The organism is Streptomyces sp. NPDC091292 (genome assembly GCF_044757265.1).
GTDB lineage: Bacteria > Actinomycetota > Actinomycetes > Streptomycetales > Streptomycetaceae > Streptomyces.
In genome coordinates, this window is sequence record NZ_JBIVUQ010000001.1 from 932,863 (window position 1) to 959,043 (window position 26,181).

General features: G+C 72.1%; 29 protein-coding genes and 1 riboswitch. Of the genes, 17 read left to right on the plus strand and 12 right to left on the minus strand.

Annotated elements, in window-relative coordinates; genetic code table 11:
- Nucleotides 1-48: 48 nt before the first annotated feature.
- On the plus strand, nt 49-441 hold the full coding sequence (locus tag ACIQNU_RS04715; RefSeq protein WP_401360875.1) for a hypothetical protein: 393 nt from the start codon (nt 49-51) through the stop codon (nt 439-441).
- A gap of 33 nt (nt 442-474) precedes the next feature.
- On the opposite strand, the gene ACIQNU_RS04720 is transcribed toward ACIQNU_RS04715, so the two are convergent.
- Nucleotides 475-1,143 (minus strand): O-methyltransferase, encoded by a 669-nt coding sequence (locus ACIQNU_RS04720; protein ID WP_401360877.1) that lies wholly within the window; start codon nt 1,141-1,143, stop codon nt 475-477.
- Between the two features lie 304 nt (nt 1,144-1,447).
- Here ACIQNU_RS04720 and ACIQNU_RS04725 point away from each other — a divergent pair, with 304 nt between their 5' ends.
- Nucleotides 1,448-3,595, plus strand: coding sequence for a bifunctional glycosyltransferase 87/phosphatase PAP2 family protein (locus ACIQNU_RS04725; protein WP_401360879.1), 2,148 nt, complete (start codon nt 1,448-1,450; stop codon nt 3,593-3,595).
- 23 nt (nt 3,596-3,618) lie between these two features.
- Here ACIQNU_RS04725 and ACIQNU_RS04730 read toward each other — a convergent pair whose 3' ends face one another.
- Nucleotides 3,619-4,866 carry a cytochrome P450 gene (locus ACIQNU_RS04730; protein WP_401362437.1) on the minus strand — a complete coding sequence of 416 codons (1,248 nt, stop codon included), beginning with the start codon at nt 4,864-4,866 and terminating at the stop codon, nt 3,619-3,621.
- 317 nt (nt 4,867-5,183) lie between these two features.
- Here ACIQNU_RS04730 and ACIQNU_RS04735 point away from each other — a divergent pair, with 317 nt between their 5' ends.
- Nucleotides 5,184-6,353: a steroid 3-ketoacyl-CoA thiolase gene (locus ACIQNU_RS04735; RefSeq protein WP_401360881.1), complete on the plus strand. Its 1,170-nt coding sequence runs from the start codon at nt 5,184-5,186 to the stop codon at nt 6,351-6,353.
- Nucleotides 6,354-6,409: 56 nt separating this feature from the next.
- Here ACIQNU_RS04735 and ACIQNU_RS04740 read toward each other — a convergent pair whose 3' ends face one another.
- The 10 genes from ACIQNU_RS04740 to ACIQNU_RS04785 all read right to left on the minus strand — a co-directional run bounded on the left by ACIQNU_RS04740 (nt 6,410) and on the right by ACIQNU_RS04785 (nt 16,700).
- Nucleotides 6,410-7,129 (minus strand): YoaK family protein, encoded by a 720-nt coding sequence (locus ACIQNU_RS04740; RefSeq protein ID WP_401360883.1) that lies wholly within the window; start codon nt 7,127-7,129, stop codon nt 6,410-6,412.
- A gap of 177 nt (nt 7,130-7,306) precedes the next feature.
- Nucleotides 7,307-7,726: a transglycosylase SLT domain-containing protein gene (locus tag ACIQNU_RS04745; protein ID WP_401360885.1), complete on the minus strand. Its 420-nt coding sequence runs from the start codon at nt 7,724-7,726 to the stop codon at nt 7,307-7,309.
- A gap of 475 nt (nt 7,727-8,201) precedes the next feature.
- Entirely contained in the window at nt 8,202-9,059 is an 858-nt protein-coding gene (locus ACIQNU_RS04750) for an ECF transporter S component (protein WP_401360887.1), read from the minus strand.
- On the minus strand, nt 9,056-10,660 hold the full coding sequence (locus tag ACIQNU_RS04755; protein ID WP_401360889.1) for an ABC transporter ATP-binding protein: 1,605 nt from the start codon (nt 10,658-10,660) through the stop codon (nt 9,056-9,058). The genes ACIQNU_RS04750 and ACIQNU_RS04755 overlap by 4 nt, the downstream gene beginning before the upstream one ends.
- Nucleotides 10,657-11,820, minus strand: coding sequence for an energy-coupling factor transporter transmembrane component T (locus tag ACIQNU_RS04760; protein WP_401360891.1), 1,164 nt, complete (start codon nt 11,818-11,820; stop codon nt 10,657-10,659). Before ACIQNU_RS04760 ends, ACIQNU_RS04755 begins: the two co-directional genes overlap by 4 nt.
- 13 nt (nt 11,821-11,833) lie before the next feature.
- Nucleotides 11,834-12,511 (minus strand): SCO2322 family protein, encoded by a 678-nt coding sequence (locus tag ACIQNU_RS04765; protein ID WP_401360893.1) that lies wholly within the window; start codon nt 12,509-12,511, stop codon nt 11,834-11,836.
- Nucleotides 12,508-13,770, minus strand: coding sequence for a prenyltransferase/squalene oxidase repeat-containing protein (locus tag ACIQNU_RS04770; RefSeq protein ID WP_401360895.1), 1,263 nt, complete (start codon nt 13,768-13,770; stop codon nt 12,508-12,510). Before ACIQNU_RS04770 ends, ACIQNU_RS04765 begins: the two co-directional genes overlap by 4 nt.
- A 119-nt stretch (nt 13,771-13,889) precedes the next feature.
- Nucleotides 13,890-14,043, minus strand: a riboswitch (cobalamin riboswitch).
- Nucleotides 14,044-14,112: 69 nt separating this feature from the next.
- The gene (locus tag ACIQNU_RS04775; protein WP_401360897.1) at nt 14,113-15,177 is read right to left on the minus strand and encodes an MBL fold metallo-hydrolase; all 1,065 of its coding nucleotides are present in this window, start codon (nt 15,175-15,177) and stop codon (nt 14,113-14,115) included.
- A gap of 216 nt (nt 15,178-15,393) precedes the next feature.
- Nucleotides 15,394-15,936 carry a GNAT family N-acetyltransferase gene (locus ACIQNU_RS04780; protein ID WP_401360899.1) on the minus strand — a complete coding sequence of 181 codons (543 nt, stop codon included), beginning with the start codon at nt 15,934-15,936 and terminating at the stop codon, nt 15,394-15,396.
- Nucleotides 15,933-16,700: a GntR family transcriptional regulator gene (locus ACIQNU_RS04785; protein ID WP_401360901.1), complete on the minus strand. Its 768-nt coding sequence runs from the start codon at nt 16,698-16,700 to the stop codon at nt 15,933-15,935. The genes ACIQNU_RS04780 and ACIQNU_RS04785 overlap by 4 nt, the downstream gene beginning before the upstream one ends.
- Nucleotides 16,701-17,379: 679 nt before the next feature.
- Between ACIQNU_RS04785 and ACIQNU_RS04790 the strand changes: the two genes are divergently transcribed.
- The 14 genes from ACIQNU_RS04790 (at nt 17,380) to ACIQNU_RS04855 (ending at nt 26,107) form a co-directional block, all read left to right on the plus strand.
- Nucleotides 17,380-17,763, plus strand: coding sequence for an ATPase (locus ACIQNU_RS04790; protein WP_401360903.1), 384 nt, complete (start codon nt 17,380-17,382; stop codon nt 17,761-17,763).
- A 40-nt stretch (nt 17,764-17,803) separates the two neighbouring features.
- Nucleotides 17,804-18,157 carry a hypothetical protein gene (locus ACIQNU_RS04795; RefSeq protein ID WP_401360905.1) on the plus strand — a complete coding sequence of 118 codons (354 nt, stop codon included), beginning with the start codon at nt 17,804-17,806 and terminating at the stop codon, nt 18,155-18,157.
- 547 nt (nt 18,158-18,704) lie between these two features.
- Nucleotides 18,705-18,971 carry a DUF6284 family protein gene (locus tag ACIQNU_RS04800; RefSeq protein WP_401360907.1) on the plus strand — a complete coding sequence of 89 codons (267 nt, stop codon included), beginning with the start codon at nt 18,705-18,707 and terminating at the stop codon, nt 18,969-18,971.
- Nucleotides 18,968-19,414 (plus strand): Pycsar system effector family protein, encoded by a 447-nt coding sequence (locus tag ACIQNU_RS04805; protein ID WP_401360909.1) that lies wholly within the window; start codon nt 18,968-18,970, stop codon nt 19,412-19,414. The genes ACIQNU_RS04800 and ACIQNU_RS04805 overlap by 4 nt, the downstream gene beginning before the upstream one ends.
- Nucleotides 19,411-19,782 carry a hypothetical protein gene (locus ACIQNU_RS04810; protein WP_401360911.1) on the plus strand — a complete coding sequence of 124 codons (372 nt, stop codon included), beginning with the start codon at nt 19,411-19,413 and terminating at the stop codon, nt 19,780-19,782. Before ACIQNU_RS04805 ends, ACIQNU_RS04810 begins: the two co-directional genes overlap by 4 nt.
- Nucleotides 19,779-20,444, plus strand: coding sequence for a GGDEF domain-containing protein (locus ACIQNU_RS04815; protein WP_401360913.1), 666 nt, complete (start codon nt 19,779-19,781; stop codon nt 20,442-20,444). The genes ACIQNU_RS04810 and ACIQNU_RS04815 overlap by 4 nt, the downstream gene beginning before the upstream one ends.
- Nucleotides 20,441-21,301 (plus strand): protein spdB, encoded by an 861-nt coding sequence (locus ACIQNU_RS04820; RefSeq protein ID WP_401360915.1) that lies wholly within the window; start codon nt 20,441-20,443, stop codon nt 21,299-21,301. Before ACIQNU_RS04815 ends, ACIQNU_RS04820 begins: the two co-directional genes overlap by 4 nt.
- Nucleotides 21,301-21,648, plus strand: coding sequence for an RRQRL motif-containing zinc-binding protein (locus tag ACIQNU_RS04825; RefSeq protein WP_401362440.1), 348 nt, complete (start codon nt 21,301-21,303; stop codon nt 21,646-21,648). The genes ACIQNU_RS04820 and ACIQNU_RS04825 overlap by 1 nt, the downstream gene beginning before the upstream one ends.
- A gap of 2 nt (nt 21,649-21,650) precedes the next feature.
- Nucleotides 21,651-21,968 carry a hypothetical protein gene (locus tag ACIQNU_RS04830; protein WP_401360917.1) on the plus strand — a complete coding sequence of 106 codons (318 nt, stop codon included), beginning with the start codon at nt 21,651-21,653 and terminating at the stop codon, nt 21,966-21,968.
- Nucleotides 21,969-21,970: 2 nt separating this feature from the next.
- Nucleotides 21,971-22,141: a pRL2-8 gene (locus tag ACIQNU_RS04835; RefSeq protein WP_401360919.1), complete on the plus strand. Its 171-nt coding sequence runs from the start codon at nt 21,971-21,973 to the stop codon at nt 22,139-22,141.
- A gap of 105 nt (nt 22,142-22,246) precedes the next feature.
- Complete coding sequence (locus ACIQNU_RS04840; RefSeq protein ID WP_401360921.1) at nt 22,247-24,364, plus strand: FtsK/SpoIIIE domain-containing protein; 2,118 nt, start codon at nt 22,247-22,249, stop codon at nt 24,362-24,364.
- A gap of 204 nt (nt 24,365-24,568) precedes the next feature.
- Nucleotides 24,569-25,072, plus strand: a complete 504-nt coding sequence (locus tag ACIQNU_RS04845) for a hypothetical protein (protein ID WP_401360923.1) — start codon at nt 24,569-24,571, stop codon at nt 25,070-25,072.
- A 20-nt stretch (nt 25,073-25,092) separates the two neighbouring features.
- A complete protein-coding gene (locus ACIQNU_RS04850; protein WP_401360925.1) occupies nt 25,093-25,359 on the plus strand; it encodes a hypothetical protein in 267 nt (88 codons plus the stop codon).
- Nucleotides 25,360-25,375: 16 nt separating this feature from the next.
- Entirely contained in the window at nt 25,376-26,107 is a 732-nt protein-coding gene (locus ACIQNU_RS04855; protein ID WP_401360926.1) for a hypothetical protein, read from the plus strand.
- Nucleotides 26,108-26,181: the final 74 nt, after the last annotated feature.

The following is a 26,181-nucleotide window of genomic DNA, read 5'->3' on the forward strand; positions in this document are numbered from 1 at the left end:
GTGCGACGCTCCCCAGGACCAGGAACCGGCGGGACGAAGGAGCCGTACGTGCTGGAGCTGACCATGGCCACCGTGGCGGAGGGCGACGCGGGCGCGACCGCGGGCATGCAGATGGCCGAGGCGCCGAGCGACCCGGGAGCGCTGCTGCTCGTCGGCCGCGACCGCAACCAGTGCCGTCTCGCGACCCCCGACGACTGGCTGTTCGTGTCCCGCACCCATCTGGAGTTCCGCTGCGGACCCGACCGCACCTGGACCGTCACCTGGCTGCGCGGCTCACAGCCCGACCCGTCGTCCGATGTGCGGATCGTGAGCGGTGGAGCCACGCAACCGCTCCTGTACGGCGGGGGTATGACACTGCCGCGCGGGGGCTCCGGCGAGGTCGTGGTCCGGGACCGGACGAGCGCGCGCAGCGTCAACGTGGGCTTCTACCACGAGGTCTGACCCACCGCCTGACAAGAACCGTCGGACAGTCGGTCAGTCCTCCACCCGGGCCAGCACGAACCCGTCGTACCCCTTGCTGCCCACTGTCTGGATCGCGGTGCCGCTCAGCTTCGGATGGGCGGCCACCCGCTCGATCAGGGCGCGGGTGCCGCGCACGCCCGGGTCGGTGCTCGCGGCGTCGACGACGGCGCCGCCCCGCACCACGTTGTCGCAGACGATGACGGAGCCGGGCGCCGTCAACTTCACCGCCCAGTCCAGGTAGTGCGGGTTGTTGACCTTGTCGGCGTCGATGAAGACCAGGTCGAACGGGCCCGCACCCTCCGCTTCGAGGACCGGCAGCGAGTCGAGCGCCGCGCCCGTGCGTACCTCGGCGACCGTGTCGAGGCCGGCGTGGGCGAGGTTGCGGCGGGCCACGTCGGCGTGGGCCGGGTCGTACTCCAGGCTGATCAGCCGGCCGTCGGCGGGGAGTGCGCGGGCCAGCCAGATGGTGCTGTAGCCGCCGAGCGTGCCGATCTCCAGGATCCGCCGGGCGCCCTGGATCCGGGCGAGCAGGTGGAGCAGCTTGCCCTGGTTGGGGGCGACGGCGATCCGCGGCAGTCCGGCGGCGTCGCTGGCGCGCAGGGCCGCGTCCAGGGCCTCGTCCGCCGGGGAGAGGGACGAGGTGAAGTAGGCGTCGACGTCGGTCCACAGCTGCTCGGTCATGGGCGGCTCTCCCCAGAGGTAGTCATTAGTACGACTAAGTAGTTTCGCTAAGGAATATAGCCGGGCGGTGCACGCCAAAGCGACCGGGAAGGGGGCCAGAGCTGGCCAGATTGTGATCTGTGTCGCGCCTTGGGCAGAAAACGGCACCTTCCCCGCACTATCGTCATCCGTTCAAAAGTGAAGAGGCCGCCAGGTGAAGAGGGGGTTGCCTGCGTCTCCTCATGAAGGCAGTGCGAGCCTTTGACGACCCGGCCCGGGGACAGGGCCGGGCAGGGTGACGAACGGGGCGGAGGGCCGACGCGGCGTGGCGAATGCGGAGCACGGTGGACCAGGGAACGTCTTGGCGAGACCGACGGGGGCGGTGAACCCCCGTATCGCGGCCTTGCGCGCGGCCCTGTGGCTGATGGCAGCGCTGCTCGCGGTACGCCAGGTCACGGCCGTCCTGCGGCAGCCACCCGGTGAGCGCTTCACCGACCTGGAGGCATGGATCGGACCGAACGGCGTCCTGCACGTCAACGGGTCGCTGTACGACGCGGGCCAGTTCACGGGCACCCCCTTCGGAGGGCTCGTCCTGAAGCCGCTCGCCCGGTCCGCGGAACAGTCACTCGGCTGGGCGTGGACCTTCGGCACGCTGCTGCTCGTCGTCGTCCTCGGCCTGGTCGCCGCGCGCTCCCTGCCGCACCCCGTCTCGCGCCGCACCTCGCTGCTCGCCGCGCCCGTCGCGATCTGCCTGCTGATCCTGTCGCTGCCCGTCCGCAACACCCTCTACCTCGGCCAGACCAGCATCATCCCCGTCCTGCTCGTCCTCCTCGGCTGCTTCGCCGTGCGCGGGGAGCGCGCGAGCGGCGTCCTGATCGGTATCGGCGCCGCCCTCCAGCCCACCGTGCTGCTCTTCGCCCCGCTGCTCTGGTTCACCGGCCGCCGCAGGGCCGCCGTCACCGCCGGCCTCACCTTCGCCGCCTGCACCGCCGTCGCCTGGGCCGCGATGGCCGAGGACTCGTGGACGTACTGGGTGAGCCACCTCGCGGGCGCCGGGCTCGGCGCGAACCCCGACGGGCTCGCCAACCAGTCCCTGCACGGCGCCCTGCTCCGGTTCGGGCTGAGCGGACCCCTGGAACAGGGGCTGTTCCTGGTCCTCGGCGCCGCCGTCGCCGTGGTCGGCCTGCGCCGGGCCGTGCGGTACGCGGCCGACGGGCAACTGCTGCTCGCCGTCGCCATCACCGGCTGTGTCGCCGTCGTCGTGTCCCCGACGACCTGGCAGCACCAGCTCCTGTGGGTACTGCTCGCCGTGGTCGGCCGCGTCGGCAAGCGCGCGTCGGACCGCCCGGTGTGGCCGGTCGCCGTGGTCCTGGTGATGACGCTGCCCGCGAAGATGATGCTGCCGAACATGCCGGTGCTGTTCCCGGTGCGCGACAACGTGGTGGTCCTCGCGGCCCTCGCCGCCGCCTGCTTCGTGCCGTTCCTGTCCAGGACCTCGCCGTACTACCGGGACCCCGTCCCCACGGTGTACGCGGCCCCGGTGAAGGCGCGATGGAGCCGGGTGCCGCTGATGCCGTTCTGGCGGCGGGTGCTGAGCCGGCCCAACCTGCTGCTCGAACTGCTGCTGATCCGCGTCGGCTACTCCGCCTACGCGCAGGTGCGGCTCGCCGCGGCCGGTGGCCGGCCCGCCGCCGAGCGGCACGGGGAGCAGATCCACTCGATCGAGAAGTTCCTCTTCATCGACATCGAGCACGGGATCAACCAGGCCGTGGTGAAAGTCCCCTGGCTGGAGAGCTTCTTCAACTTCTACTACACGTCGTTCCACTTCTTCGTACCGCTCGCGGTGCTCGGCGTCCTGTACCTGCGGCGGCCCGTCGACTTCCGCTGGGCGCGGACCGCGCTCGGCTTCGCCACGCTGCTCGCGCTGCTCGGCTTCTGGCTCTATCCGCTGGCCCCGCCCCGGCTGATGCCGGGCCTCGGGTTCGTCGACACGGTGCACGGCGTCCAGGACTTCTCCCAGCCGGACTACGGCACCCTCACCTCGGTCACCAACCAGTACGCGGCGATGCCGTCGCTGCACTTCGGGTGGTCCCTGTGGTGCGGTCTCGTCGTCGTGATCCTGGCGCGCCGGTGGTGGCTGAAGGCCCTGGGGCTGCTGCATCCGCTGCTGACCGTCTCGGCGATCGTCGCGACCGCCAACCACTGGGTCCTCGACGCGGTGGGCGGCGCGGTCGTGGTCGGCCTCGGATTCGGCCTCGGCTACCTCCTGGTGGGACCGAGGGCGGGGGTCGTGACCCGTGCGGCGGCGCGGGAGGCGGCGGAGCGGGAGACAGAAGCGGGAGAGGCCGTCCTGCCGGAGCAGGCGAAGGGGGCGAAGAAGGCGCCCGAACCGGGGCAGGACGGCGTCCCCGTCCCCGGTCAGGCCATCCCCGGTCAGGCGACCTCGCCCGACGGCAAGCTCAACGCACGCTGAGGCGGGAACGGGCGGGTGTCGGGTCAGGCGGTGCCCGACACCCGTAGCTCCTTGACCCCGTTCAGCCACGCGGAGCGCAGCCGGCGCGGCTCGCCCACGAGCCGCAGATCGGGCACCGCGTCGGCCAGCGCGTTGAAGATGAGGTTGATCTCCAGCGTGGCGAGGGACTTGCCTAGGCAGAAGTGCGGTCCGCCGCCGCCGAATCCGAGATGCGGGTTCGGGTCGCGCAGGACGTCGAACCGCTCCGGCGCGTCGAAGACCTCCGGGTCGTTGTTCGCCGACGAGTAGAACATGCCGACGCGGTCGCCCTTCTTGATGCGCTGCCCGCCCAGCTCGGTGTCCTCGGTGGCGGTCCGCTGGAAGGAGACGACGGGCGTCGCCCAGCGGACGATCTCCTCTGCGGCCGTCTCGGGCCGCTCGCGCTTGTACAGCTCCCACTGGTCGGGGTGGGTGAGGAAGGCGTGCATGCCGTGCGTGATGGCGTTACGGGTGGTCTCGTTGCCGGCGACGGCGAGCAGGATCACGAAGAACCCGAACTCGTCGGAGCCGAGGTTGCCCTCGTCCTCGGCGGCCACGAGCTGCGACACGATGTCCTTGGCCGGGCACTCCTTGCGGGCCGCGGCGAGATTCATCGCGTACGAGACGAGTTCGGCGGCGGCCTCGGTGCCGACCTCTTCGGTGATCGCGTACTCCGGATCGTCGTACGCCGCCATCTTGTTGGACCAGTCGAAGATCTTGGCGCGGTCCGCCTGCGGGACGCCGATCAGTTCGGCGATGGCCTGGAGCGGCAGCTCCACGGCGACATTGGTGACGAAGTCGAAGGAGCCGTCGGGGCCCGCCTGGCTCAGCGCCGTCTCCACGATGGAGCGGGCGCGGGCGCGCAGGGTGTCCTCCAGGGAGCGGATCGCGCGTGGCGTGAAACCGCGCTGCACGATCTGCCGGACGCGGGTGTGCTCGGGCGGGTCCATGTTGAGCATGATCAGCCGCTGGACCTCGATCTGGTCGCGGCTGATGGTCTCGTTGAAGCGGATGACGGCGGTGTTGAGGTGCGAGGAGAAGAGTTCCGGGTGGGTGGAGACGTACTTGACGTCCGCGTGCCGGGTGACGGCCCAGTAGCCGGCGTCCTGGAAGCCCGAGATGCCGGGGGTCTGGGCGATCCACCGGACCGGCTCGGACTCCCGCAGGGCGGCGAACTCCGGCAGCGGCACACGGTGGTGGAGCAGATCGGGATCCGTGAAGTCGAACCCTTCGGACAACGCGGGGCAGGACATCGGCAACTCCAGCTGTTTCACCGTAAGTCGATGGCTCATCAGGTAGGTGAGGGGTGATAGTGACGGTCCATCGGAGACGCGTAGTGACGGTCCATCAGAAAATGACGCTCCATCAGAAGTTGCGGGAAAGGTAGTAACCGGTTCTACAACTCGCAAGGGGCGTGACGGGATCTGTTGCGCGCTGTCGTACCGCGAGATGCGTGCACGACCCTTGCGTACCGGCTGTGACGCCGCGAAACTTCTCACAGAACTAGAACGCGTACTAGTTCTGTCGTGGGTGACCGCACGCCCCGCGGATGTGGAGAGAGGACGCGCTCATGGCCGCTGAACCCGTCATCGTCGAAGCCGTACGGACCCCCATCGGCAAGCGGGGAGGGGCGCTCGCCAATCTCCACCCCGCCTATCTGCTGGGCGAGACCTACCGTGAACTCCTCGGCCGTACCGGCATCCAGCCGGACTGCGTCGAACAGATCGTCGGCGGCACGGTCACCCACGCGGGCGAGCAGTCCATGAACCCGGCCCGCACCGCGTGGCTCACCATGGGCCTGCCCTACGAGACCGCGGCGACCACCGTCGACTGCCAGTGCGGCTCCTCGCAGCAGGCGTCGCACATGACCGCCAACATGATCGCGGCCGGCGTCATCGACATCGGCATCTCCTGTGGGATCGAGGCCATGTCGCGGGTGCCGCTGGGCTCCGGCTCCAAGCACGGCCCCGGCAAACCGGCGCCCGAGGAGTGGAACGTCGACCTGCCCAACCAGTTCGAGGCCGCCGAACGCATCGCCCGCCACCGGGGCCTGACCCGCGAGAACGTCGACTCGCTCGGCCTGATCTCCCAGGAGCGGGCCGCCATCGCCTGGGCCGAGGAGCGGTTCAAACGCGAGACCTTCGCCGTGCAGGTGCCGACCACCGAGGCGGAACAGGCCGCCGGGCACGGCATGTGGCGGCTCGTGGACCGGGACGAAGGGCTGCGCGACACCTCGATGGAGGCGCTGGGCCGGCTCAAGCCGGTGATGCCGACCGCCGTGCACACCGCGGGCAACTCCTCGCAGATCTCCGACGGCGCGTCCGCGATCATGTGGGCGTCCAAGCGGATGGCGCGCGCCCTCAAGCTGCGCCCGCGCGCCCGGATCGTCGCCCAGGCGCTCGTCGGCTCCGATCCGCACTTCCACCTCGACGGGCCGGTCGACGCGACCCGCGCGGTCCTCGGCAAGGCCGGCATGTCCCTCAAGGACATCGACATCGTCGAGATCAACGAGGCCTTCGCCTCGGTGGTGCTGAGCTGGGCCCAGGTCTTCGGCCAGGACCTGGAGAAGGTGAACGTCAACGGCGGCGCCATCGCCCTCGGCCACCCGGTCGGCGCCACCGGCGCCCGGCTCATCACGACCGCGCTGCACGAACTGGAGCGCCGCGACAAGGAGTTCGCACTGATCACGATGTGCGCGGGGGGTGCCTTGGCGACGGGGACGATCATTCAGCGGTTGTGAGCGGTTGGTTGTGAGCGTTTGTGAGCGGGTGCGCGGCAGTGGTGAGTGGGGCGCTGTCAGAGTCGGCCCGACGTCACGAGGGCGAGCGCCGCAGCGATCACGGCGGCCACCAGCAACGGCAGCCCCAGCCCGTGGTTCAGGACCAGATACGCGCCGAGCAGCGCGCCCGCGAGCAGCGCCAGGGCCGAGCCCGCGCGCCGCAGCGCGTGGGTGCTGTCGCCGCCGCCCAGCCGGGAGTCGGCGGCGAGGCCGGTGAGGGCCATGGTGAGCACGGTCGTCGTCATGTCGGTCACGCCGAGCTTGCGTACGGTGGCGTTGCGCAGGCCCATCGCCAGCGCCGTCAACGCGATCAGCGCGAAGACGGTGCCGCGCGCGTCCGGGGCCGCGAACGCGACGGCCGCCGCGAGGGCGACCAGGACCGCCTCGCACCACAGGGCCACCCGCACCCACGTACGCCGGGAGCCCTCGCTGAACCGCAGGACGCCCCGGCCGCCGACCACCGAACCGATCAGGAACGCGCCGAGCGACACCAGCGAGTGGGTGGCCGAGAAGCCCGGGGCGCCGGCGGCGGCGAAGCCGAGGACGACCACGTTGCCGGTCATGTTCGCGGTGAAGACGTGGCCGAGACCGAGGTAGCTCACGGCGTCGATGAGCCCGCTGACGACCGTCAGCGCCCCGAGCACCAGGGGCAGCCGCAGCCCCCGCAGCTCCGGGTCCGCATGCTTCGGAGCATTCGGTTCGTTCGGTTCGTCCGTACCGCCGACCGCCGTGGCCATGTCGCGCCTCCCAAGGTGTGGAACCGACATGGTGCGCTTTCCGGACACACAGATGGTCCCGGCGCGCGGGGCGCGACGGGACCACGGGAAATCCACGGGGGATTGGGTCAGGCGACGGCACCCGGGGGGTCAGGGTGCCGCCGCCTGCGTCTGTGCGGCGGTTGTGCCGGGTGCGGCTCAGTACCAGCCGTTGGCCTGCCAGAAGTTCCACGCGGCCACGGGGCTGCCGTAGCGCTGCTTCATGTAGTCCAGGCCCCACTTGATCTGGGTCTCGGGGTTCGTCTTCCAGTCCGTGCCGTGCGTCGACATCTTCGACGCGGGCAGCGCCTGGACCAGGCCGTAGGCGCCGGACGAGGAGTTGGTGGCCGTGACCTTCCAGTTGCTCTCGTGGGTCACGATCTTGTCGAAGGCCTTGTACTGGGCGGCGTCCGGAATCAGCTTCTTCGCGATCGACTGCGCCGAGGCGGGCGTGGCGGCGGGGGCCGCGGCCTGCGCCGGAGCGGCGGCGAACACGGAGCCGGCCGCGACAGCGGCGACGGCGGCACCGGTGAGGGCCTTCTTCGGGGAGGCGATGCGGCGGAGCAGGGAGGCGGACAACTTCGGACCTTCCGATGGGGGACAGATTCCGTCGCGGGCGCATCGGGGACCGCGGAGGTCCGCGGGGAATGCGTCGGCGCCGCGGCCCGGGTGGGCACGTCGGCGCCGTGCGACTGCTCCAGAGAAGCAAAGCCGACCCCCTCGCGGCAATCGCCCCTTTTACTAGTGGGAGTCGCATTCGCCGGGAAGGACCTCTGTGTGACGTGGCTCTCAATCCGCAGGTCAGAGGGGTCGCGGACGCGAACATGTCAAGGCTGTGGGGCTACGGCCCCGGATAGTTGAGGGTCGATGTGCTGTGGGATGGCTCACGAGGGTGGGCCCTGGTCGGTGACGGATCGCGTACGGGCGTCCACGGGGTGGATGCGGGGAGTGTGGCGCGGGTCGCAGGGTGGGGAGTTGGGGTGTGACGCGGGTCGCTGACGCTATGCCCGGAATGGTCGAAATGTGCGGTACGAATCGAGGGGGGTGGTACGAGTCAGGGGGAACGGTCCGCCCGCCCACCGCCCCCTTCGGCCCCTTTGAAAGCCACCGTCCCCTCGAAAGCCACCGCCGCCTCGAAAGCCGCCCGCCGGGTCGCCCGCCGCAGCGCCTTCAGTACCGTCGCGCCCAGCGTCAGCGTGAGGACCACGGTGAGCGCGGCCCGCCCCAGGTCCCAGCCGAGCGAGGTCGCCGCGCAGTACGCGAGGAACCGGACCAGATTGGCGTGCACCGCGTCCCCGGGGTGGAAGGCGACGCTCGACGTCAGCGTGCCCATGAAGGGCCAGCCCGCCAGATTCATGACCGTGCCGTAGGCGAACGCGGCCAGGAACCCGTACCCCGCGAGCATCAGCAGCTCGCCGCGCCCCCGCAGCCGCTCGGGCCCCGGCAGCAGCCCCGCGCCCAGCGTGAACCAGCCCATCGCCAGCATCTGGAACGGCATCCAGGGCCCCACGCCCCCGGTCAGCAGCGCGGACGCGAACATCGTCACCGAACCGAGCACGAACCCGAAGCCGGGGCCCAGGACCCGGCCGCTCAGCACCATCAGGAAGAACATCGGTTCGATGCCCGCCGTGCCCGCGCCCAGGGGCCGCAGCGCCGCGCCGGTCGCCGCGAGCACCCCGAGCATCGCCACGGCCTTGGGCCCGAGCCCGGACTCCGACACGGTGGCCGCGACCACCCCGACAAGGAGGACGAGCAGTGCCGCGAACAGCCAGGGCGCGTCCTGGGCATGGGCGTTGAGCTGCGAGCCTGGGCCCGCGATCAGCGGCCAGCCGAAACCGGCGACCCCGACCGCGCTCACCAGTCCGAGGGCGGCGACGGAGCGCGGGCCCAGGCGGACGACCCGGGCCCTCATCCGAGCGCCTCCCGTACCTGGGTGACCGTGAGCCACGGCTCGGGCGCGAGGACCTTGGTGACCTGCGGCGCGAAGGACGGCGACGCCACCACGACCTCGGGCGTCGGGCCGTCCGCGACGATCTCGCCGTCAGCGAGGATGACCACCCGGTGGGCGAGTTCCGCCGCCAGCTCCACATCGTGCGTGGCGAGGACGATCGCGTGCCCCTCGGCCGCCAGCGAGCGAAGGAGCGTGACCAGCCGGGCCTTCGCCGCGTAGTCCAGGCCACGGGTCGGCTCGTCGAGCAGGAGCAGCGGCGGGCGGGCCGTGAGGACGACGGCGAGCGCGAGCGCCAGACGCTGCCCCTCGGACAGGTCGCGTGGATGCGTGGCGCCGTCGATCCCCGGCAGCAGCCCGGACACCAGCGCCCGGCAGGTACCGGCGTCCGCGCCCGCGTCCCGGTCCGCCGCCGCGCACTCGCCGGCCACCGTGTCCGCGTACAGCAGATCGCGCGGCTCCTGCGGGACCAGGCCGACGCGGCGCACCAGGTCACGGGGGCTCGTACGGTGCGGTACGGCGCCGCCGACGCGGACGGAGCCGGACGCGGGCGGGACCAGGCCGACCAGCGCGGACAGCAGGGTGGACTTTCCCGCTCCGTTACGGCCCATCAGCGCGACCGTCTCGCCCGGGGCGAGCGAGAACCCGACCCCGCGCAGGGCCTCGACCCGGCCGTGGCGGACGGTGAGCCGGGAGACGTCCGCGACAGGGGCCCCAGGAGGAGGTACGGGTGCCGGTGGGGGCGTGGCCGTCGCCAGCCGTTCCCGCAGCCCCGCCGCCCGCCGCCGCGCGTCCCGTACCGTCAGCGGCAGCGGGGACCAGCCCGCGAGCCGCCCCAGGGCGACCACCGGCGGATACACGGGCGACCCGGCCATCACATCGGCGGGCGCGCCCAGGACCGGACGGGCGCCCGGTTCCGCGAGCAGCAGCACCTGGTCCGCGTACTGCACGACCCGTTCGAGCCGGTGCTCCGCCATCAGGACCGTCGTCCCCAGGTCGTGCACGAGGCGTTGCAGCACGGCAAGGACCTCTTCGGCGGCGGCCGGGTCGAGCGCGGACGTCGGCTCGTCCAGGACCAGGACCCTCGGATGCGGGGTGAGGACCGAGCCGATCGCGACGCGCTGCCGCTGCCCGCCGGACAGCGTGGCGATGGACCGGTCGCGCAGCTCGGTCAGCCCCAGCAGATCGAGGGTCTCCTCGACGCGCCGCCGCATCACGTCCGGCGCGATCCCGAGCGACTCCATGCCGTAGGCGAGTTCGTCCTCGACGGTGTCCGTCACGAAGTGCGCGAGCGGGTCCTGTCCGACCGTGCCCACGACATCGGCCAGCTCCCGTGGCTTGTGGGTCCGCGTGTCCCGGCCCGCGACGGTGACCCGGCCGCGCAGGGTGCCGCCGGTGAAGTGCGGTACGAGACCGCTGACGGCGCCGAGCAGCGTGGACTTGCCGACCCCGGACGGGCCGACGAGCAGCACCAACTCGCCTTCCGGCACGGTGAAGTCGACGCCGCGCAGGGCGGGTTCACCGGCGCCGTCGTAGGTGACGGAGACATCCTCGAAGCGGATCACGCGGTCTCCTCGGAGGGGGCGGCGTTCGACACGGGAGGGGCGGGGGCCTTTGACGGCGCCGGGGCCGGGGTGACGAACGCGGGCAGCAGCCCGACGAGGACCACCGCGGACCACAGCGGCAGCTCCGGCACGGTCAGCGGCACGACCCCGGGATGCACGGCCGCGGGATCGACCGCACCTGCCCTCACCAGCGCGGCGGCGACCACCGCGCCCGACCCGGCGACCAGCCACGCCCGCACCCCCCACGCGTCGGGCCGGTACCGGGTACGGATCGAGCGGCGCCCGCCCAGCCACAGGCCGCCAAGCGCGGCGGCGACCCCGGCGAGCAGCAGCGGCAGCGCGTACCCCGCGCCGTCCGTCGACAGCAGCCCGTACGTCCCGGCGCACACGCCGAGCAGACCGCCGAGGGTGAGGACGGCGGTGGTACGGCGTACGGCGGGCGGGACATCGGCGGTGCGCCCGTAGCCGCGCGCGTCCATCGCGGCGGCCAGCGCCACCGACCGCTCCAACGCGCCCTCCAGGACCGGCAGTCCGACCTGGAGCAGTCCGCGCAGCCCCCGGTCGGGCCGCCCGCGCAGCCGGCGCGCGGCCCGCAGCCGCCGTACGTCGGCGATCAGCTGCGGCGCGAACGTCATCGCCACGACGACGGCGACCCCGGCCTCGTACAGGGCGCCCGGCAGCGACTTCAGGAGCCGCGCCGGACTGGCGAGCGCGTTCGCGGCGCCGACGCAGATCAGCAGGGTGGCCAGTTTCAGCCCGTCGTACAGCGCGAACACCAAGCCCTCGGCGGTGACCCGGCCGCCGATCCGCACCCCCTGCGCCCAGTCGGGCAACGGCAGTTCGGGCAGCGTGAGCAGCACCCGGGTACCGGGGATCGGCGACCCGAGGAACACCGCGAACACCAGCCGGATCCCGATCACCACCAGGGCGATCTTCACGAACGCGCCGTACGAGCGGGCCCAGGGCGCCTCGGTGCGGCGCGCGGCGACGACATAGCCCGCGACGCCGATCAGCAGGCCGAGCAGCAGCGGATTCGTCGTACGGGACGCGGCGGTGCCCAGACCGAGCGCCCAGAGCCACCAGGCGCCCGGGTGCAGGGAGTTGGCGCGGTGCGCCTCGGGGGCGGTGCGCGGGCGGAAGCGGAACGGCGCGGGGCTCATGGCGGGGTGCCGGTCAGCCCCGGCGGCGGCGGGACTGCCAGTACGCGGCGCCCCCGAGGACGACCACGGCACCGACCCCGACCGCGACGCCCACGGATGAGCCACCGCCGTCACTGTCGGGGGCCGGGGAAGCGGCGGGCTTGCCGCTCTTCGCGCCCCCTGACCCCGCCACCTGCTCCCCGCACCCGGTCCTCGGATACCCGGAGATGGCGCACAGCAGCGCGTTCGTGTCGTACCGCAGCGGCTTCGCGACGGCGGCCAGCGCCTCGGCGGTGGTCGCGTCCCCGCCGACGCGGGCGCAGGCGGTACGGGCGGCCGGCGGGGTCTCGCCGTCCGGGGCGTCGCCCGGTGTGCCGAAGTCGATGACGAGCGCGATCCGCTTCTCGCCGGATCGCGCCGGGGTGCCGTCGCAGATCGCACCGAACTCATGGGCGCCGCGCGGTGTCGTCGCGTCCTTCGAGTCCTCGCTCACCGCGAAGCGGAACCCCTGGACGGCACCGTCGGACGGGCGCGCGGTGGAGGGGCCCTGCGTCGCGTACGCCCATCGGTCGCCGTCGAGGTCCCAGAAGGACCAGTAGCGGTAGCCGGCGGCGTGCGCGGGGGCCGCGCCGATGAGGGCGGCGGACAGGGCGAGGAAGAGGGCGAGGAAAGGGGCGCCGACACGAGCGATGGCGGTCGGTACCGGGGTCACAGCTGCTGCTTCTTCTTGCGTCCGCTCAGCAGGAACCCGATGCCGATACCGCCGACGAGCCCGACCCCGACGATCCACCAGACGCTGACGCCCCCGCCGTCGTCACTGCTCTCGGCGGCCTTGTCCTTGGCGGCCTCGGCCTTCCCGCCCGGGGACGCGGTCTTCGCCTGCGGCGCAGGTCCGGTCGCGTTCAACTGCCGCACCAGGTCGGTGGAGCCGAAGGCGCGCGGGTCGGAGCCCACCGCGTGCGCGGCGAAGATCAGTTGGGCGTACGCGGCCGGGCCGCCCTGGTCGGCCCAGGCGGTGGCGTTGCCCTCCAGCCAGGCCAGCGCCTTCTCGCCCTCGTCGGTCCGTCCGGCGGCGGCGAGCGCGACGACGGCGTCGGCGGTGTTGCCGTAGTCCGGCTGGTCATCGGCGCCGGGCAGCGTGGACGTCAGGTGCCCGTCCTTGAGGATGGCGAGGGCGAGCTGGGCGGCGCCGTTGCGGGCGGCGCCGTCCGGAACCTTGGCGGAAGCCGCGTCGCAGCCCGTACTGGTCTCCTTCGGGGCCTCGGCGGCCGTGGCCGCGAGGCCGACGCCGAGTCCGCCGACGATACCGGCGGCCGTGGCGTCCGCGTTCGCCGCGAGCTTGCCCTTCTTGTCGGGCTGGTAGGCGAAGGCGCCGCCGTCCTTCTCGGCGCAGGGGATCGCGAGGGCGAGGAGTGCGTCATAGGGGGACTTGCCGTCCGGCGACGCGACGTCGGCGGGCTTGGTGCCGGAGGCCGCGAGCGCGCCGATCACCACGGAGGTGGAGTTGGTGTCGCTGGGGCTGCCCGGGTTGTAGCCCCAGCCGCCGTCCTTGTTCTGGACGGACCGGAGCCAGTCCACGCTCTTGCGCACCGCCGCGTCCTGCCCGCCGAGCGCGGCGAGCGCCTGCACCGCGGCGGCCGTGCTGTTGGTGTCGACGGCGGTCTTCGCTCCGCACGCGGTGCCGGAGTCGGCCCGGAACGCGGCGAAGGCGCCGTCCGCGCACTGCTGTCCGGTGAGCCAGTCGACGGCCTTGGCCGAGGGCACCACCTTCACGGTGTCCTGGGCGAGCAGCGCGAGCGACTGCCGCCACACACCGTCGTACGTCGGGTCGGCGGTGCCGTAGAGGCCGGAGGGGAGCGCCACCGAGGGCGACGGCGAAGGGGCCGCCTCGTCCGCGAAGGCGGCCGGGGCCGTGGCGGTGCCGATCACTGCGGTGGCGGCCAGGACCGCTGCGCTGCGGCGAATGTTCATGATCGGCGGGTGCCTCTCCCTACGGGGGAGCCGGGCAGCACGGGCACACACGGGGCACCGGGCGGCTCCGGCTCCGTATGCCTCGACGGTGCCGGTCACCGGGGGTCCCGGTGACACGAGCCGGTCATGTCCACGGCGGGGCATTCCGGCTCACCTCGAACACGGCGCGAGGACAACTCGACGACGGCTCGAAGGCTCACGGCTGCGGGTCAGCGCCGGATTCGCACCGGCTTCCCCCCATCAGGGCATGATGACGACCTGCTTACTGTACCGGCCGGGGAACCGGGCACTCCGGCGCCTCGGAACCGGGCACTCAGGGTGCACCGGGATCCGTATGGCCGGTCATTCCACGGCCCGATACGTCACCGGCTCGCTCCCCGGCACCGCCTCCGCCCGCCCCAGTTTGACCAGCCGGCGCAGATGGGCCTCCGCCTCCGAGACGGCGATGGTGCGCGAGGCGAAGGGGATCTCCGTCCAGGGACGGTTCCACTCCATGCGTTCGGCGAGCTGCCAGGGCGTGAGGGGGGTGGCGAGCAGGGCGTGCAGATGGGTGAGGCGGGACTCGTGGTGGTCGAGGAGGGCCCGCACCCGGGCGGGAGCGTCGGTGAACGCGTGCTGGTGCGCGGGAAGGATCTCGGCGGGCCCGAGCCGGCCCACGCGCTCCAGCGAGTCGAGGTAGTCGCCGAGCGGGTCCGGGACGGCGCTGCTGTCGTCCGGGTCCTCGTAGAGCCCGATGTGCGGGGTGATCCCGGGCAGCAGATGGTCGCCGGAGAAGAGGCGGCCGTGGCCCGGAAGCCCCGCCGGATGCGCCTCCTCCAGATGCAGACAGACATGTCCCGGGGTGTGGCCGGGCGTCCAGATCGCGCGCAGTCGGCGGCCCGCGAGGGGCAGCAGGTCGCCGGGGACGATCTCGCGGTCCGGCAGCGCGGGGCGCAGGCCCGGCACCCCGGCGGACCGGCCGGCGTCGCGGGCCGCGCGCAACGGCGCCACCAGGTCGTCGGGCGCCCCGGCGGCGGCGAGCTTGGCGGCCATGTACGCGTACCAGCGCTCGGGCCGGTTCTCGCGGGTGCGGCGCACCACGTCTGTGTCGGCCGCGTGCATGGCGATCCACGCACCCGACGCCTCGCGGACCCGGCCCGACAGGCCGTGGTGGTCGGGGTGGTGGTGCGTGATGACGACGCCGTGCACCGCGTCCACCGAGGTCCCGCAGGCGGCGAGCCCGGCCGTCAGCGTGGACCAGGACGCGGGGTCGTCCCATCCGGTGTCGACCAGGACGGGCCCGCTGTCGGTGTCGAGGAGATGGACGAGCGTATGCCCCAGCGGATTGTCCGGTATGGGGACCCGGATCGACCGGACGCCTCCGCCGTGATCGGTCACCTGCGTCTGCGAAGTCAACGGTTGCCCCATCTCTCTGCGGTGGCACGGCCATTGCCCACTATAACTAGAACTGATGCGGTGTCAGATTGGCCAGGGGGAACGCCGAAGAACCCCGCTCCGACCTGCTGTGGAGCGGGGGTTGATGGTCGTTGCTGGTTGTCGTCGGCCACCCTCGGGCGGCCCGGGGACGGCCCGGCGCCGGACGCCGGCAAGGTGGCGGGCGCACTCCAGCGCCCGCCGCCACGCTCACTCGGTCAGGTCGAGAAACCCGTGGTCGGTCGGTCCCGTGAGACGCTGCGCGAGCCATCCGGAAACGCGCGGACCACCGTTCACCGCACCACCCTCGCGCACCGTGCGTACGTGGTCGAACCCCTGGCGCAGGTAGTACCGCTGTAGGGCTTCGTTCGTGGTCCACGCATCGAGCCGCAGCCATTTCGCCCCGTCTCGGTACGCCCGACCCCCTGCCCAATCGAGCAGTCGGCCCCCGAGGTTCTGACCTGCGTACGCACGTCCCACTGTGAGCTTGTTGATGAACCGGGATGGCTCGCTCAACTCCGACTCGGTCCAGAGGCCATCCTCGGCATCCGGCGTGAGAGTGATGGTGGCCGCCGTCACGTCGTCGTCCACGACCATGAATACGGTTCCGGCCTCAACGGTGGCGAGCAGCCGGTCAGCGGGATACGGCCGTTGCCACTGGTCACTCCCGAGTCGAGTGAGCCAAGCCGCCGCTTCCTCACGGAAGGCGAGCAGCTTGGCCACGTCGGAGGGTTGGGCGGGGAGGATTCTCACTTGGGCTCGTTCTCGCTTCGGGCGGACAGGTCGCCGATCTCGTAGTTCATGCGGTTCAGGTCGCCACGGAAGGTCGTGATCGTGCAGCGGATGGGGCGGTCCTTCGAGTACCCGGTACGGGTCCAGAGCAGCACGGGCACGCCCGCCCCGATCTCCAGCAGCCGCGCTTCGTCGGGTGTCGGCATGCGGGCTGCGATCTCATCGAAGTAGCCCTCTTGCTCGACACCGAGACCGGCCAGGTAGCGAGTGGTTCCTTCCTCGATGTCCCCCGGATCCGTGAGGCGGGGCGCTTGCTGAATCAGCCACTCCGGGTAGTACGTCGCCTGTGTGGACCACGGCACGTCGTCCACGAAACGGTGGCAGAACCGCAGGACCGTGGTGGAGTCCGTCTCGACAGTCAGTCGCTTGCCGACGTACTCCGTCGCTGGAGTCATCTCCACGCGGAACGTCTGGGTCGGGTGTCGGCCGGCCGACGTCACGTCGGTGTTGTAGGCGTCGCCGTTCTGCGGGAAGTCCAGGTTCTCGAACCGCGACGCGTTCAGCTCGAACGGCTTGTGCTTGCGAACCTCGTACCCGAGCCCCTGACTGGATGAGATCAGCCCCTCGCTCACGAGCAGGTTCAGCCCGGACCGCACGGTGTTCCGTGAAGCGTCGAAGCGGGCAGACAGCTCGCTTTCCGAGGGAAGACGCGTGGAGTGCTCGCCGTTGTTGATCTCACGGCGCAGTACATCGGCCACTTGGCGGTACTTCGGCTGCTTGCTCATGCCCTCATCATGACGCACTCGCGCAACTTGTTGGTACATGCGGTCCCCAATCTCTTGACGGCGGTCTCCGGGTAGTGCACAGTCATGGATGTCAGCTTGTTGGTACAAGTTGAGCAGGTGGTTCAACACCTGCAAGTGTGCCTTCATGCGCTGACAGCGCCCGGAGGGCCCCGTGAAACGGGTTCGAAGGAAGCGCCGGTTGGTTGAGAACTGAACAGTGAATCGAGTTGGCGGGGTGTGATTCCCCGTCCCCGTGGCGGCCCGGGTGATGGCCGTCGGCAGCCACTTTGCGGCGGGTGAACATGTCCTGCCCGCGTGCCCGGATCATCCCGTCATTGCTGGCGGTCACCCCGGGTGCGCGCTGCCCTGCTGGCGTCAGAGCAGTGATGATGACGCGCCCGATTCCCCGGCTCGGGGCCGGTATGCCGTGGCAACGGCGACCGGCGAAATTCCGGTGTCCCTGCTATCTGCGGGAGGTCGGTCGTGGACCGACGACATACCGAGGGCGCTGCCGGACGGACCGGTCGGCGGCGCCCGTAGAACTCTCCGGTCCGTCTCCTGGTTCGCAGCGCTGCTGCGGCCGGCTGCCTCTCCCGCCCGTCCGCTCCGCGTATCACGCGGGGCGTACGGGCGGGAGTGCGGGGAGCCGGAACACCCCCTTCGCTTTCTGGGAGTTCGTATGTCTGCTGCTGTCGAGATCGTTTCGTTCGGCTACTTGCACGCTGCGCCGCCCGTCGCGGATCTGACCATTGATCTGCGCCACCACTTCCGCGACCCGCACGTATCGCCGGAGCTGCGGTACATGACCGCCGATGACGAGCCGGTCCGCACCGCTGTACTGAACACCCCCGGCATCAGGGACCTGGTCGACGCCACCGCTACGGCGGTCGCCGCGTTCGGCTCCGGTCCCAGCGCCGGAGTTGTGATCGTCGCCGACGGATGTGCCGGCGGCCGACACCGGGCGCCCACGTTCGCCCGAGCCCTCGCCGAACGGCTCACGGCCGCCGGTCACCACGTCTCCGTGGTCCACCGCGACCTGGGCAAGCCCGTCGTTCAGCGCTGAACCCCACCGTCCCGAAGCTACGACCACGAAGGAGCCCGCCATGGGTCGCTGGAACCGCAAGTCCTCCGATGCCGAGGTCACACGGCAGCGTGACGCCGACCTCAACGCCGCCCGCCGCGCCCGCAACTGGGGCATGGCGTCCGCCTCGACCTGGGAGTCGTCGGCGGCCGAGGCCGACGCCGAATTGATCCGCCGGGGCGAGCAGCGCCTGTCCAACGCGGCCCGAGAGGTCGCCGCCTGCGCCATCGCGGCTGAGGCGTCCCGGCTCGACGGCCACGGCGCCACGCCGCCGGAGTACATGGCTCGCCGCGCCGCCCGCGCCGTCAACGAGGCCCGCAAATCGGGCTGGTCGGACGCCGCGATCCGGGCCACCAGCGAGCAGCACCGCTTCTGACCTGCCACAGCCCCGGTATCCAGCGGTGAGGGCGCCGGATCGGATCCGGCCCGGGGCACGACGGCCCCGCACGTCGAAGGGCCGCAGGCCGCGCCGAACCGGCGTGGCCCACACGAGTGCGGCACCCGGGGGGCAACCCGGGTGCCGCGTACAGGCACCTGAAGTGGAGGTCACCTGTGGTGACGAGTCTGACAGACGCGGAGCGGGAGGAACTGGCCCGCAAGGCGGCTGAGGCGACCAAGCGCAGCGAGGACAGCTTCCGTGCGCGGAATGGCCGCTGATGGCCGGTACCGAGCATGAGAAGGCGAAGGAGCCGCTGCCGATCCGGCCGCCGCGTCCGCACCCGTATCCGGCCGTGACCGGCCGCTGATCCAACCGCCCCGATGGTCGCAAGCGCGGGTTCGACTCCCGTGCGGGGCGCTCCGGCCGCTGTCTGCGGCCGTGCCACGCCCACGAAGCGTGGCCTTTCCCCCTGTACGGCGTGCACCCCCGGAGCTGGCACTCCGGGGGTGCTTCGGGCCGTCCCTGCGAAAGGACCTACGACCCAATGGAACACATCGTTACTGTTCAGGACGCTGTTACGGCGTTCGCCGACATGGAGCCGACGGAAGGACAGCTTGCCGCGATCGAGCGGGAGATGCCCGTGATCCTCGCGGACGTCGACCTGCTCGACGCGTACATCGTCACCCTGGACCGCGTCCCGGGTGAGCTGGACCGGCGGCGTATCCGCCGGGCCCGCCGCCGGGCGCTCGCCGCCCGCGCCGCTCTCCTCAGGCTGTCGGCCGGTACGACCCTGTCCGGGGGTGCCGCGTGAGCGCGTCGGAGCGGCTGAAGGCCGCACACGCCGAGGTGAAGGCGGAGATCGCCCGGACCGACACCAAGACCGGTCTGTTGCTGGCGTTCGTCGGTGCGGTGCTCGCGGGTACCTGGACCGTCGCCCGGGATGTGCCGCTGAACGTGCCCGCCGTCGTCGCGGGCAGTTGCGGTCTCGTGTCGCTGGTCGTGGCGGCCGGTCTGCTGCTGCGGTCGGTGCGCCCGAACCTTGGCGGCCGGCACGGCTTCCCGCTGTGGGCGACGCTCACCGCTGAGGGGATCACCGCCACCGTCGACGGCGGCGATCTGGCCGCAGACGTGGCCGGACTCGCCCGGCTCGCGGTCGCCAAGTACCGGCACCTGCGCCGCGCGGTCGACCTCACCATGACCGGCGGCGCGCTGCTCATCCTCGCCGCCCTGCTCGCTGTGGGGGGTGCGGCATGAACGCGCCGACCTACCTGGACAGTCGTGGTGTGCTGTCGGATCTGTCGGTGCCGCTGCGGGCGTTGCGCCTGGTCTGCGCCGACTTCCCCGAGTTGCCCGCCCCGACCGTAGGCATGACCCCGATCCACCCGGACCGGCTCGCCCTGAGCTTCCATCACACGTTCTTCACCGACTCGCCGTTGCGGGCGTTCGAGGCGTGGCGGGCCGCGCTCGGGGTGCCGGACACGGCGGTGGACGGTCGCTTCCAGAGCGGCGGCGAGACGTGGGTGCTGCGGGCCGAGACCGAGTACGCGGGTGCCCGGGTGGAGCTGACCGCATACGCGCAGGCTCCCGCCACCCCGCCGGCGAACTCGGCGGGTGCGTGGTGAACGACGTGCTGACCATGGTGTCTGCCGCCGGGCCGCTGGCGGCCGGGTGGGGTGTCCACGGGCTGTTGATGCGCCGCCGGTTGTCGGCCGCGCGGCGCGACCCGCTGTCGGGGCTGTGGACGCGTGCGGCGTTCGAGTCCCGTGCCGCCCGCACGCTGGCCCGCCGCCCTCACGTCGCGGTGCTTCTGGTCGACCTGGATGGCTTCAAGGCCGTCAACGACCGGTACGGGCACGCCGCCGGTGACGAGGCGATCCACGCGACCGCCACCGCGCTGACCGACGCCCTCAGCGAGCGTCCGGGGGCGGTCGCGGCGCGGATCGGCGGGGACGAGTTCGCCGCCGCCGTTCCCCTCAACGATCCGGTCGCGCTGCCGTGGCTGCTGCGCGCCCTGCACGACGAGATCACCGCCCCGTTCCGGCACGCGGGCCGCGACCTGGTCGTGGGCGCGTCCGTCGGAGCGTCCCTGTCCAGCGACCTCACGCCGTCCGGGGCTTTGCCGGTGCTGCTGCGGCTGGCGGACGAAGCCATGTACACGGCCAAGCGCGCCGGGGGCGGCTGGCACTACCCCGCCGCCTGCGTTCCGGCCGTCACGACGACCGCCGGACGCCGCACCGGACGGCCCGGCACCCACCACTCACCGCACCGGAAGGGAGCGGCATGACAGGCAAGACCGTTCTGCCCGCCGTCGCGATGACGGCGGTGTCCATGGTCCTCACGCTGGCCGTGGTCGTGATGTGGCTCGGCACGGCCGTGCCGTGGCCGGTCGCGGTGGTCGTCGGTCTCGGTATCGACGGCGGCTGGCTGGCCACCCTCGCCTACGAACGCCGCCTCGCCGCGCAGGGCGACCACAACCCCACCGTGACCGCCGTCGGCTGGGGCTTCGGCCTCATCGCGACCGGCGTGCTGGTCGCCCACGCGCTGACCGCTGAGGCGTCCGTCGGGGCGTGGCTGGCCGTGGCGTGGCTGCCGGTCGCGGCCAAAGCCTTGTGGCTGGTGCACGGCATGTGGGAGCGGACCGCGCTCACCACGACCGCGCTGGACGCGATCCGGGGCATTCAGCAGGAAGCCCGCGACGAAGCGGCCGTGGCCCGCGCGCGGCTGCGGGCCGAAGCCGCCACCGAGGAGACCCGCCTCGACGCTGTGACGGCCGCCGGTGCACGCGTCGCACGGGTGCAGTCCCGGACCGCCGAGCGGCTTGCGGGGGCGTGGTCGACGCTGGAATCGGCGCGGACGGGCAAGGAGACCGGTCGGGCGCTGACCAGTGTGACGAGCCCCGTCACACCCGGCGTCACGGCCCGGTGGGACCTGCCGGTGTGGGGACCGAGCGAGCCTGCCGGGCCGCCCGCGCTGGAAGCCGCGCCCGCTCTGACCGACGAGGCGCTTGACGTGCTGGTCGATGAGATCCGGCACAGTCAGACCCCGCCGCTGTCCTACCGGGAGATGGCCACCCGGTTCCGTGCCGCCGGACACGCTGCCTCCGAAGTCCGGTTGCGGGCGGCGTGGAAGCGCGTCGCCTGATGGGCGCGCTGCCGGTGTTCCGGTGGCGCCTGGCGCCGGACGGCTACGCCACCCGCCGCCAGCTCCGCGCGCGCGGTCTGCGGCCCGGCGGTCAGGACGTCGCCGCCCAGCTCGAACGACCCCGCCGCCGGCGACCGCCGCTGGTCGCCTACCTCTACCGCGTCGAACTCGCGTTGCCGGTGCGTCCGATGACGCCCGCCCGGCGGGCGGCCCTGGCCAAGGCCAACGCCGCCCGCCGCACCTGCCTGGCCTGCCGCCGCGACGCGGGCTACGTCATCCCCGGCTCGCTCGGCATGTGCATCCCCTGCGCCTACCCCGACCCGCACGGGCCTGAAGGGAGTACCTGACCGTGGGCAACTCTGACATCCGCCGTCTGGACCGGGAGATCCGGCAGACGGCCAAGAAGCTCGACGCCGTCAAGCGCGGTGAGTGGTGGCCGCTGAACGGCAGCGAGCGCCGCGCCATGGCCCGCTCGCTGGCCGGAGGCGCCTACCGGGCCGCGCGCGGCCGGAGCACCGACGGCGCCGAAGAGCGGATGGACGCCACCGGCAACGCCGCTGAGATGCGGCTGAACGCGGAACTCACCGCCCTGCACGGCGAGCGTCAGCGGCTGATCACCGAGGCCGCCCGCGCCAAGGCGGCCAAGAAGTCGTCGGGGCTGTGGTGAGCATGGCCGCACGGCAGACGCCTCCGGGCGAGTGCCCGCAGTGCTGGCAGCACGCCCACGACAGGAGCGCTCACCGCCACCTGCGCCCCCGCGAGGACTGCCCGCAGTGCGTCGACCACATGGTCAACGGCTGCCCGTACATCGTCCCGAAGAAGCCTTCCCGCTGGATCTGACCAGCGAGAACGCCGGGGTGCCCGCCTCTTTCCACGGACACGGCCACCCCGGCTCTTCTCTCCCTAACTCCCGCCCCGATCGGGGCAGTCAGGAGATCTACCAGCATGACGGACAACGTCGTTCACCTCCACAAGCCCACCGACCCGACGGCCGACGACGCCGCGCCGACCGTGCTCACGGTCGTCCCCGACACGCCCCCGGCGGCGCCGCTGCCGCTGTGGGTGCGTTCCGGACGGGCCGTCAGGTCGGCGCTCACGCACGAGATGACCCGTACCGGGGCCCGTGCGCTGGCCCGGCACTCCCTCTACGTCTACGGCGGCGGCCGGATCGTCGCCCGCCGCACCTGGGACGCCCGTACCCCCGCCCGCTACGAGCGGATGATGCGTGCCGCGGAAGCCGCGGGGAACCTGGAAGAGGCGCGGGAGTGGGAAGAGCGCGGGCAGCGGTTCCGCGACGCGCGCCACCGCCGCCGCATGGACCTGCTGCACTCCCCCCTCGACGCCGCCCGGGGCGTAGCCGTCGGCACCGGGATGGGCATCGGGTCCCTGGTCGCCCTCGGGGTCGTCATGGCCATCGCGACCAGCGACCCCGCGCACGTCGTCACCCCGCTCATGGCCGTGGTCGACTTCATCAACCTGCTCATCCGGATCGTGCAGGTCGTCTGGGGCCCCGCCCTGACGATCGGGCCGTTCCTCGCGCTGCTCGCCCTGTGGGCCGTCGGCAGCAAGCAGCAGGCCGCACCCCACTGGGCGCTTCCCGCCACCGCCCGATCCGGCGAGGGTGAGCCGATCACCCCGTCCATTGTCGTCAAGGCCCTGCGCGACCTCGGCGTGCCCGCGCTGCGCGGCGCCATCAAGGAGATGGGTGACGCGGGTGCGTCGATGCTCGGGCCGATCACCATTGCCGGATGCGGGGTCGAGGTCGACGTGACGCTGCCCTCGGGGGTGTCGACCAACGAAGTGCAGGGCAGGCGCCGGAAGCTTGCCGAGAACCTGACCCGGCATGAGCACGAGGTGTTCATCACGATCCCGCAGGCCGCACGGACGGTACGGCTGTGGGTCGCCGACTCCGGCGCGCTCGATGAGCCGATCGGCCCGTCCCCGCTGGTCACCGACGACACGATGACCGCCGACTACAAGAAGGGCAGGGCCCCGTGGGGGCAGGACCTGCGCGGGGACGCCGCCGGACTGAGCCTCTACCAGCGCCACCTCCTCATCACGGGCCTGTCGAACCAGGGCAAGACCGTTGCCCTGCGCTCCCTGGCCCTGTGGCTGTCGCTGGACAAGTCGGTGCAGTTCCTCATGGGCGACCTCAAGGGCGTCGGCGACTGGAAGATGTTCGACGGCCTTGCCACCACCCTCATCCAGGGTCCGACGGATGAGCACGTGATCCAGGTGACCGAGATGGTGGAAGGCGCGGTGGAGGAGATGAACCGCCGTATCCAGGCCCCGCCCGGCACTGTCTTCCCGCCGCTGATCGTGCTGGTCGATGAGGCGCAGGTCGCGTTCATGTGCCCGGCCAAGGACGAGGACAAGCGCCCCTACGGCGGGTCCAAGGCCACGTCCCGGTACTTCATGGCCGTCCGGAAGATCCACAACCAGGGCAGGGCCGTCAACGTGCTGATGTGGCAGGGCACCCAGGACCCGACCAACGACAACCTGCCCAAGCTGGTCCGCGAGGGCGCCCACACGCGTGCCTCACTCGCCCTCGGCACGGAGTCCCAGGCCAGGATGGCGCTGGGGGACAAGGCCGTCGACGGCGGCGCCGCCCCCAACCTGCTGCGCCCCGGCCTGGACCGGGGAACCCTGGTCGTCGCGTCCGACGGCGTCACCCTCCCGGCCGGACAGTCGTCCCTCACCGTGCGCACGCACTACATCGACGACGACGCGGCCACGGCCATCACCGACCGGGCCAAGGCCCTGCGCGCCGGCGTCACCACCCTGCGCGCCATCGACCGCGGCGAGGACCGTGACCCGCTCGCGGACATCGCGTCCGTCGTCGGGGACGCCTCCCGTGTTCTCACGCAGGACGCCCTCAAGCGGCTCGCCGCCCTCAACTCCGATGCCTACGGCGGCTGGTCGTTCATCGACCTCAAGCGCGTGTTGGACGGCACCGGAGCCGAGCCGTACAAGTCCCACGGCCGCATGGTCATCGACCGTGACCGTCTCGCCCGCGCTCTTGCCGACCGTGACGGGGACGGTTCCGCTTCCGCCGTGGAGTAGCGGGGAGGCGGACCCGTTCGGACCGGGGAGGCGGGGAGAACTCCCCAACCGCCTCCCCAACCCGCCTCCCCCACGTTGATCAGCGAAAACATCGTTTCGGGGAGGCGGGGAGGCGCCCCAGGTCAACCCCCTGAAACCCCCTCCACCACGCCCCCGGCAGGGGGTGTCCCCGCCTCCCCCGACCCGTACCGGAAGGGATTCCGCATGCACCCCGACACCACCCCCGGCCGTATCCCGCCGGGCGCCCGGATGAGTGATGACGTGGCCGCCGCAGAAGCGGCCCGGATCATCGCCGACGCCTACCGCCCCGCACCCGCCGTGCCCACCGCCTACCGCGACACGACCCCGCTGCCCGCCTACGGCAGCACACCCCCCGTCCCGCAGCCGGACCGCCGGATCGTCCCCCCGTGGGCCGCCGGCACCGCCGTCGCCGGGATCGGCGTCGGCGCAGCGTGCGTCGGCATCGGCTGCGGTGTCTGGCTCGCCTGCCAGGGATTCGCCGCCGTCTCCCTCGCGTCCGTCCTGTTCGTCACCCTGCCCATCGCCGCCGTGGCCGCCGTCGCCGCCGCCATCGGATCCGCCCTGCGGTCGCTGAAGGCCGTACACACCGAGCACCACTACCACTACGCCGGGCCGGTCCGGCAGGACAACACCACCACCCACACACGCGGACTGATCGCCCGCACCCACACCGAACGCCACGGCTGACCAGCCGGAAGGGACCCGACATGAAGCGCACCCTCCACCTGGCCGCCGCCGGGGCGTGCCTCGCGGTACTGGCCGGGTGTTCCCTGCCCCAGGGGCCGCCCGGTGTCGTCATCGACAAATCCCGCGCCTACCAGTGCACCGGAGTCCGCAAGAACCGCACCTGCACATGGTCCATGCACCTGACTGTGCGTCAGGAGGACGGCTCCACCCGCCGCTTCCGCGTCTCCATTCCGGACTACACCCACTGCGTACGCGGCGCCCGCTACCCCACCTGCACGAACGGCTGACAGGAGACCAACACCCATGTCCGACACGCGCGACATCTGCGAACCGGCCGGCGGTGGTGCGCCGCCGCCGTGGCCGACACCGGACGCGGCGTACCGGCTCGCCCCCAGCATCCACAGCGAGATCGGATGGACCACCCACACCGCCGCAACCGCCGAGTGCTACACCGAACTCGACAGGGAGTACTACCTCCGCAAGGCCGTCCTGCTGGACCGCATCGCGCTCCTGGACGACCCCGCCCCCGCCGCCATCGAAGCCGCCGTGGCCGCCGCCCTGTACCTGCTCGACACCGACCGGCCCGGTCTCGACCCGGACGCGGTGACCCGAGCCGGGAACGACCCGCGCGGCTACGTCCGAGACCAGTACACGGCATGGACCAGGCGCGACCACATCCCCCCGCCGACCGGAGGCGACGACGACCCGGGCGCCGCCCTGTGGGACGTCGTCGCCGGGATCGTGGCCGCGCTGGATGAGGCCAACGGCCGTTGCCCGCACGAGAACGCCGCCCGGCTGCTCAAGGTCACCGAAGAGGCCGGAGAAGCCGCCGCCGCGTACATCGGCGCGGTGGGCCAGAACCCCCGCAAGGGCTTCACCCACGGACCCGACCAGGTGGCGGACGAACTCGCGGACGTCATCATCGCCGCCGCCGTCGCCATGCACTCCTTCGACCCCGACCCCGCCTCCACCCTGGCCGCCAAGCTCCACCAGGCCGCCGCACGGCTGAACGCCAGCGCCCCCGCCCACCTGTAGCTATGCCAAGGGCGGCCCCCGCATCTCGCCAAAGAACGGGGCCGCCCTTGTCCACCAGCACCTCACGAAGGAAC

What these genes read in the sequence shown, in the direction of transcription:
- ACIQNU_RS04730 (WP_401362437.1), bottom strand. Translation starts at nt 4,866, where the DNA reads ATGTCCTGCCCCGCGTTGTCCGAAGGGTTCGACTTCACGGATCCCGAT.
- ACIQNU_RS04850 (WP_401360925.1), top strand. Translation starts at nt 25,093, where the DNA reads ATGAAGCGCACCCTCCACCTGGCCGCCGCCGGGGCGTGCCTCGCGGTA.
- ACIQNU_RS04750 (WP_401360887.1), bottom strand. Translation starts at nt 9,059, where the DNA reads ATGAGGGCCCGGGTCGTCCGCCTGGGCCCGCGCTCCGTCGCCGCCCTC.
- ACIQNU_RS04795 (WP_401360905.1), top strand. Translation starts at nt 17,804, where the DNA reads ATGGGTCGCTGGAACCGCAAGTCCTCCGATGCCGAGGTCACACGGCAG.
- ACIQNU_RS04840 (WP_401360921.1), top strand. Translation starts at nt 22,247, where the DNA reads ATGACGGACAACGTCGTTCACCTCCACAAGCCCACCGACCCGACGGCC.
- ACIQNU_RS04735 (WP_401360881.1), top strand. Translation starts at nt 5,184, where the DNA reads ATGGCCGCTGAACCCGTCATCGTCGAAGCCGTACGGACCCCCATCGGC.
- ACIQNU_RS04790 (WP_401360903.1), top strand. Translation starts at nt 17,380, where the DNA reads ATGTCTGCTGCTGTCGAGATCGTTTCGTTCGGCTACTTGCACGCTGCG.
- ACIQNU_RS04785 (WP_401360901.1), bottom strand. Translation starts at nt 16,700, where the DNA reads ATGAGCAAGCAGCCGAAGTACCGCCAAGTGGCCGATGTACTGCGCCGT.
- ACIQNU_RS04825 (WP_401362440.1), top strand. Translation starts at nt 21,301, where the DNA reads ATGGGCGCGCTGCCGGTGTTCCGGTGGCGCCTGGCGCCGGACGGCTAC.
- ACIQNU_RS04845 (WP_401360923.1), top strand. Translation starts at nt 24,569, where the DNA reads ATGCACCCCGACACCACCCCCGGCCGTATCCCGCCGGGCGCCCGGATG.
- ACIQNU_RS04855 (WP_401360926.1), top strand. Translation starts at nt 25,376, where the DNA reads ATGTCCGACACGCGCGACATCTGCGAACCGGCCGGCGGTGGTGCGCCG.
- ACIQNU_RS04760 (WP_401360891.1), bottom strand. Translation starts at nt 11,820, where the DNA reads ATGAGCCCCGCGCCGTTCCGCTTCCGCCCGCGCACCGCCCCCGAGGCG.
- ACIQNU_RS04720 (WP_401360877.1), bottom strand. Translation starts at nt 1,143, where the DNA reads ATGACCGAGCAGCTGTGGACCGACGTCGACGCCTACTTCACCTCGTCC.
- ACIQNU_RS04835 (WP_401360919.1), top strand. Translation starts at nt 21,971, where the DNA reads ATGGCCGCACGGCAGACGCCTCCGGGCGAGTGCCCGCAGTGCTGGCAG.
- ACIQNU_RS04775 (WP_401360897.1), bottom strand. Translation starts at nt 15,177, where the DNA reads ATGGGGCAACCGTTGACTTCGCAGACGCAGGTGACCGATCACGGCGGA.
- ACIQNU_RS04810 (WP_401360911.1), top strand. Translation starts at nt 19,411, where the DNA reads ATGAACGCGCCGACCTACCTGGACAGTCGTGGTGTGCTGTCGGATCTG.
- ACIQNU_RS04740 (WP_401360883.1), bottom strand. Translation starts at nt 7,129, where the DNA reads ATGGCCACGGCGGTCGGCGGTACGGACGAACCGAACGAACCGAATGCT.
- ACIQNU_RS04800 (WP_401360907.1), top strand. Translation starts at nt 18,705, where the DNA reads ATGGAACACATCGTTACTGTTCAGGACGCTGTTACGGCGTTCGCCGAC.
- ACIQNU_RS04820 (WP_401360915.1), top strand. Translation starts at nt 20,441, where the DNA reads ATGACAGGCAAGACCGTTCTGCCCGCCGTCGCGATGACGGCGGTGTCC.
- ACIQNU_RS04770 (WP_401360895.1), bottom strand. Translation starts at nt 13,770, where the DNA reads ATGAACATTCGCCGCAGCGCAGCGGTCCTGGCCGCCACCGCAGTGATC.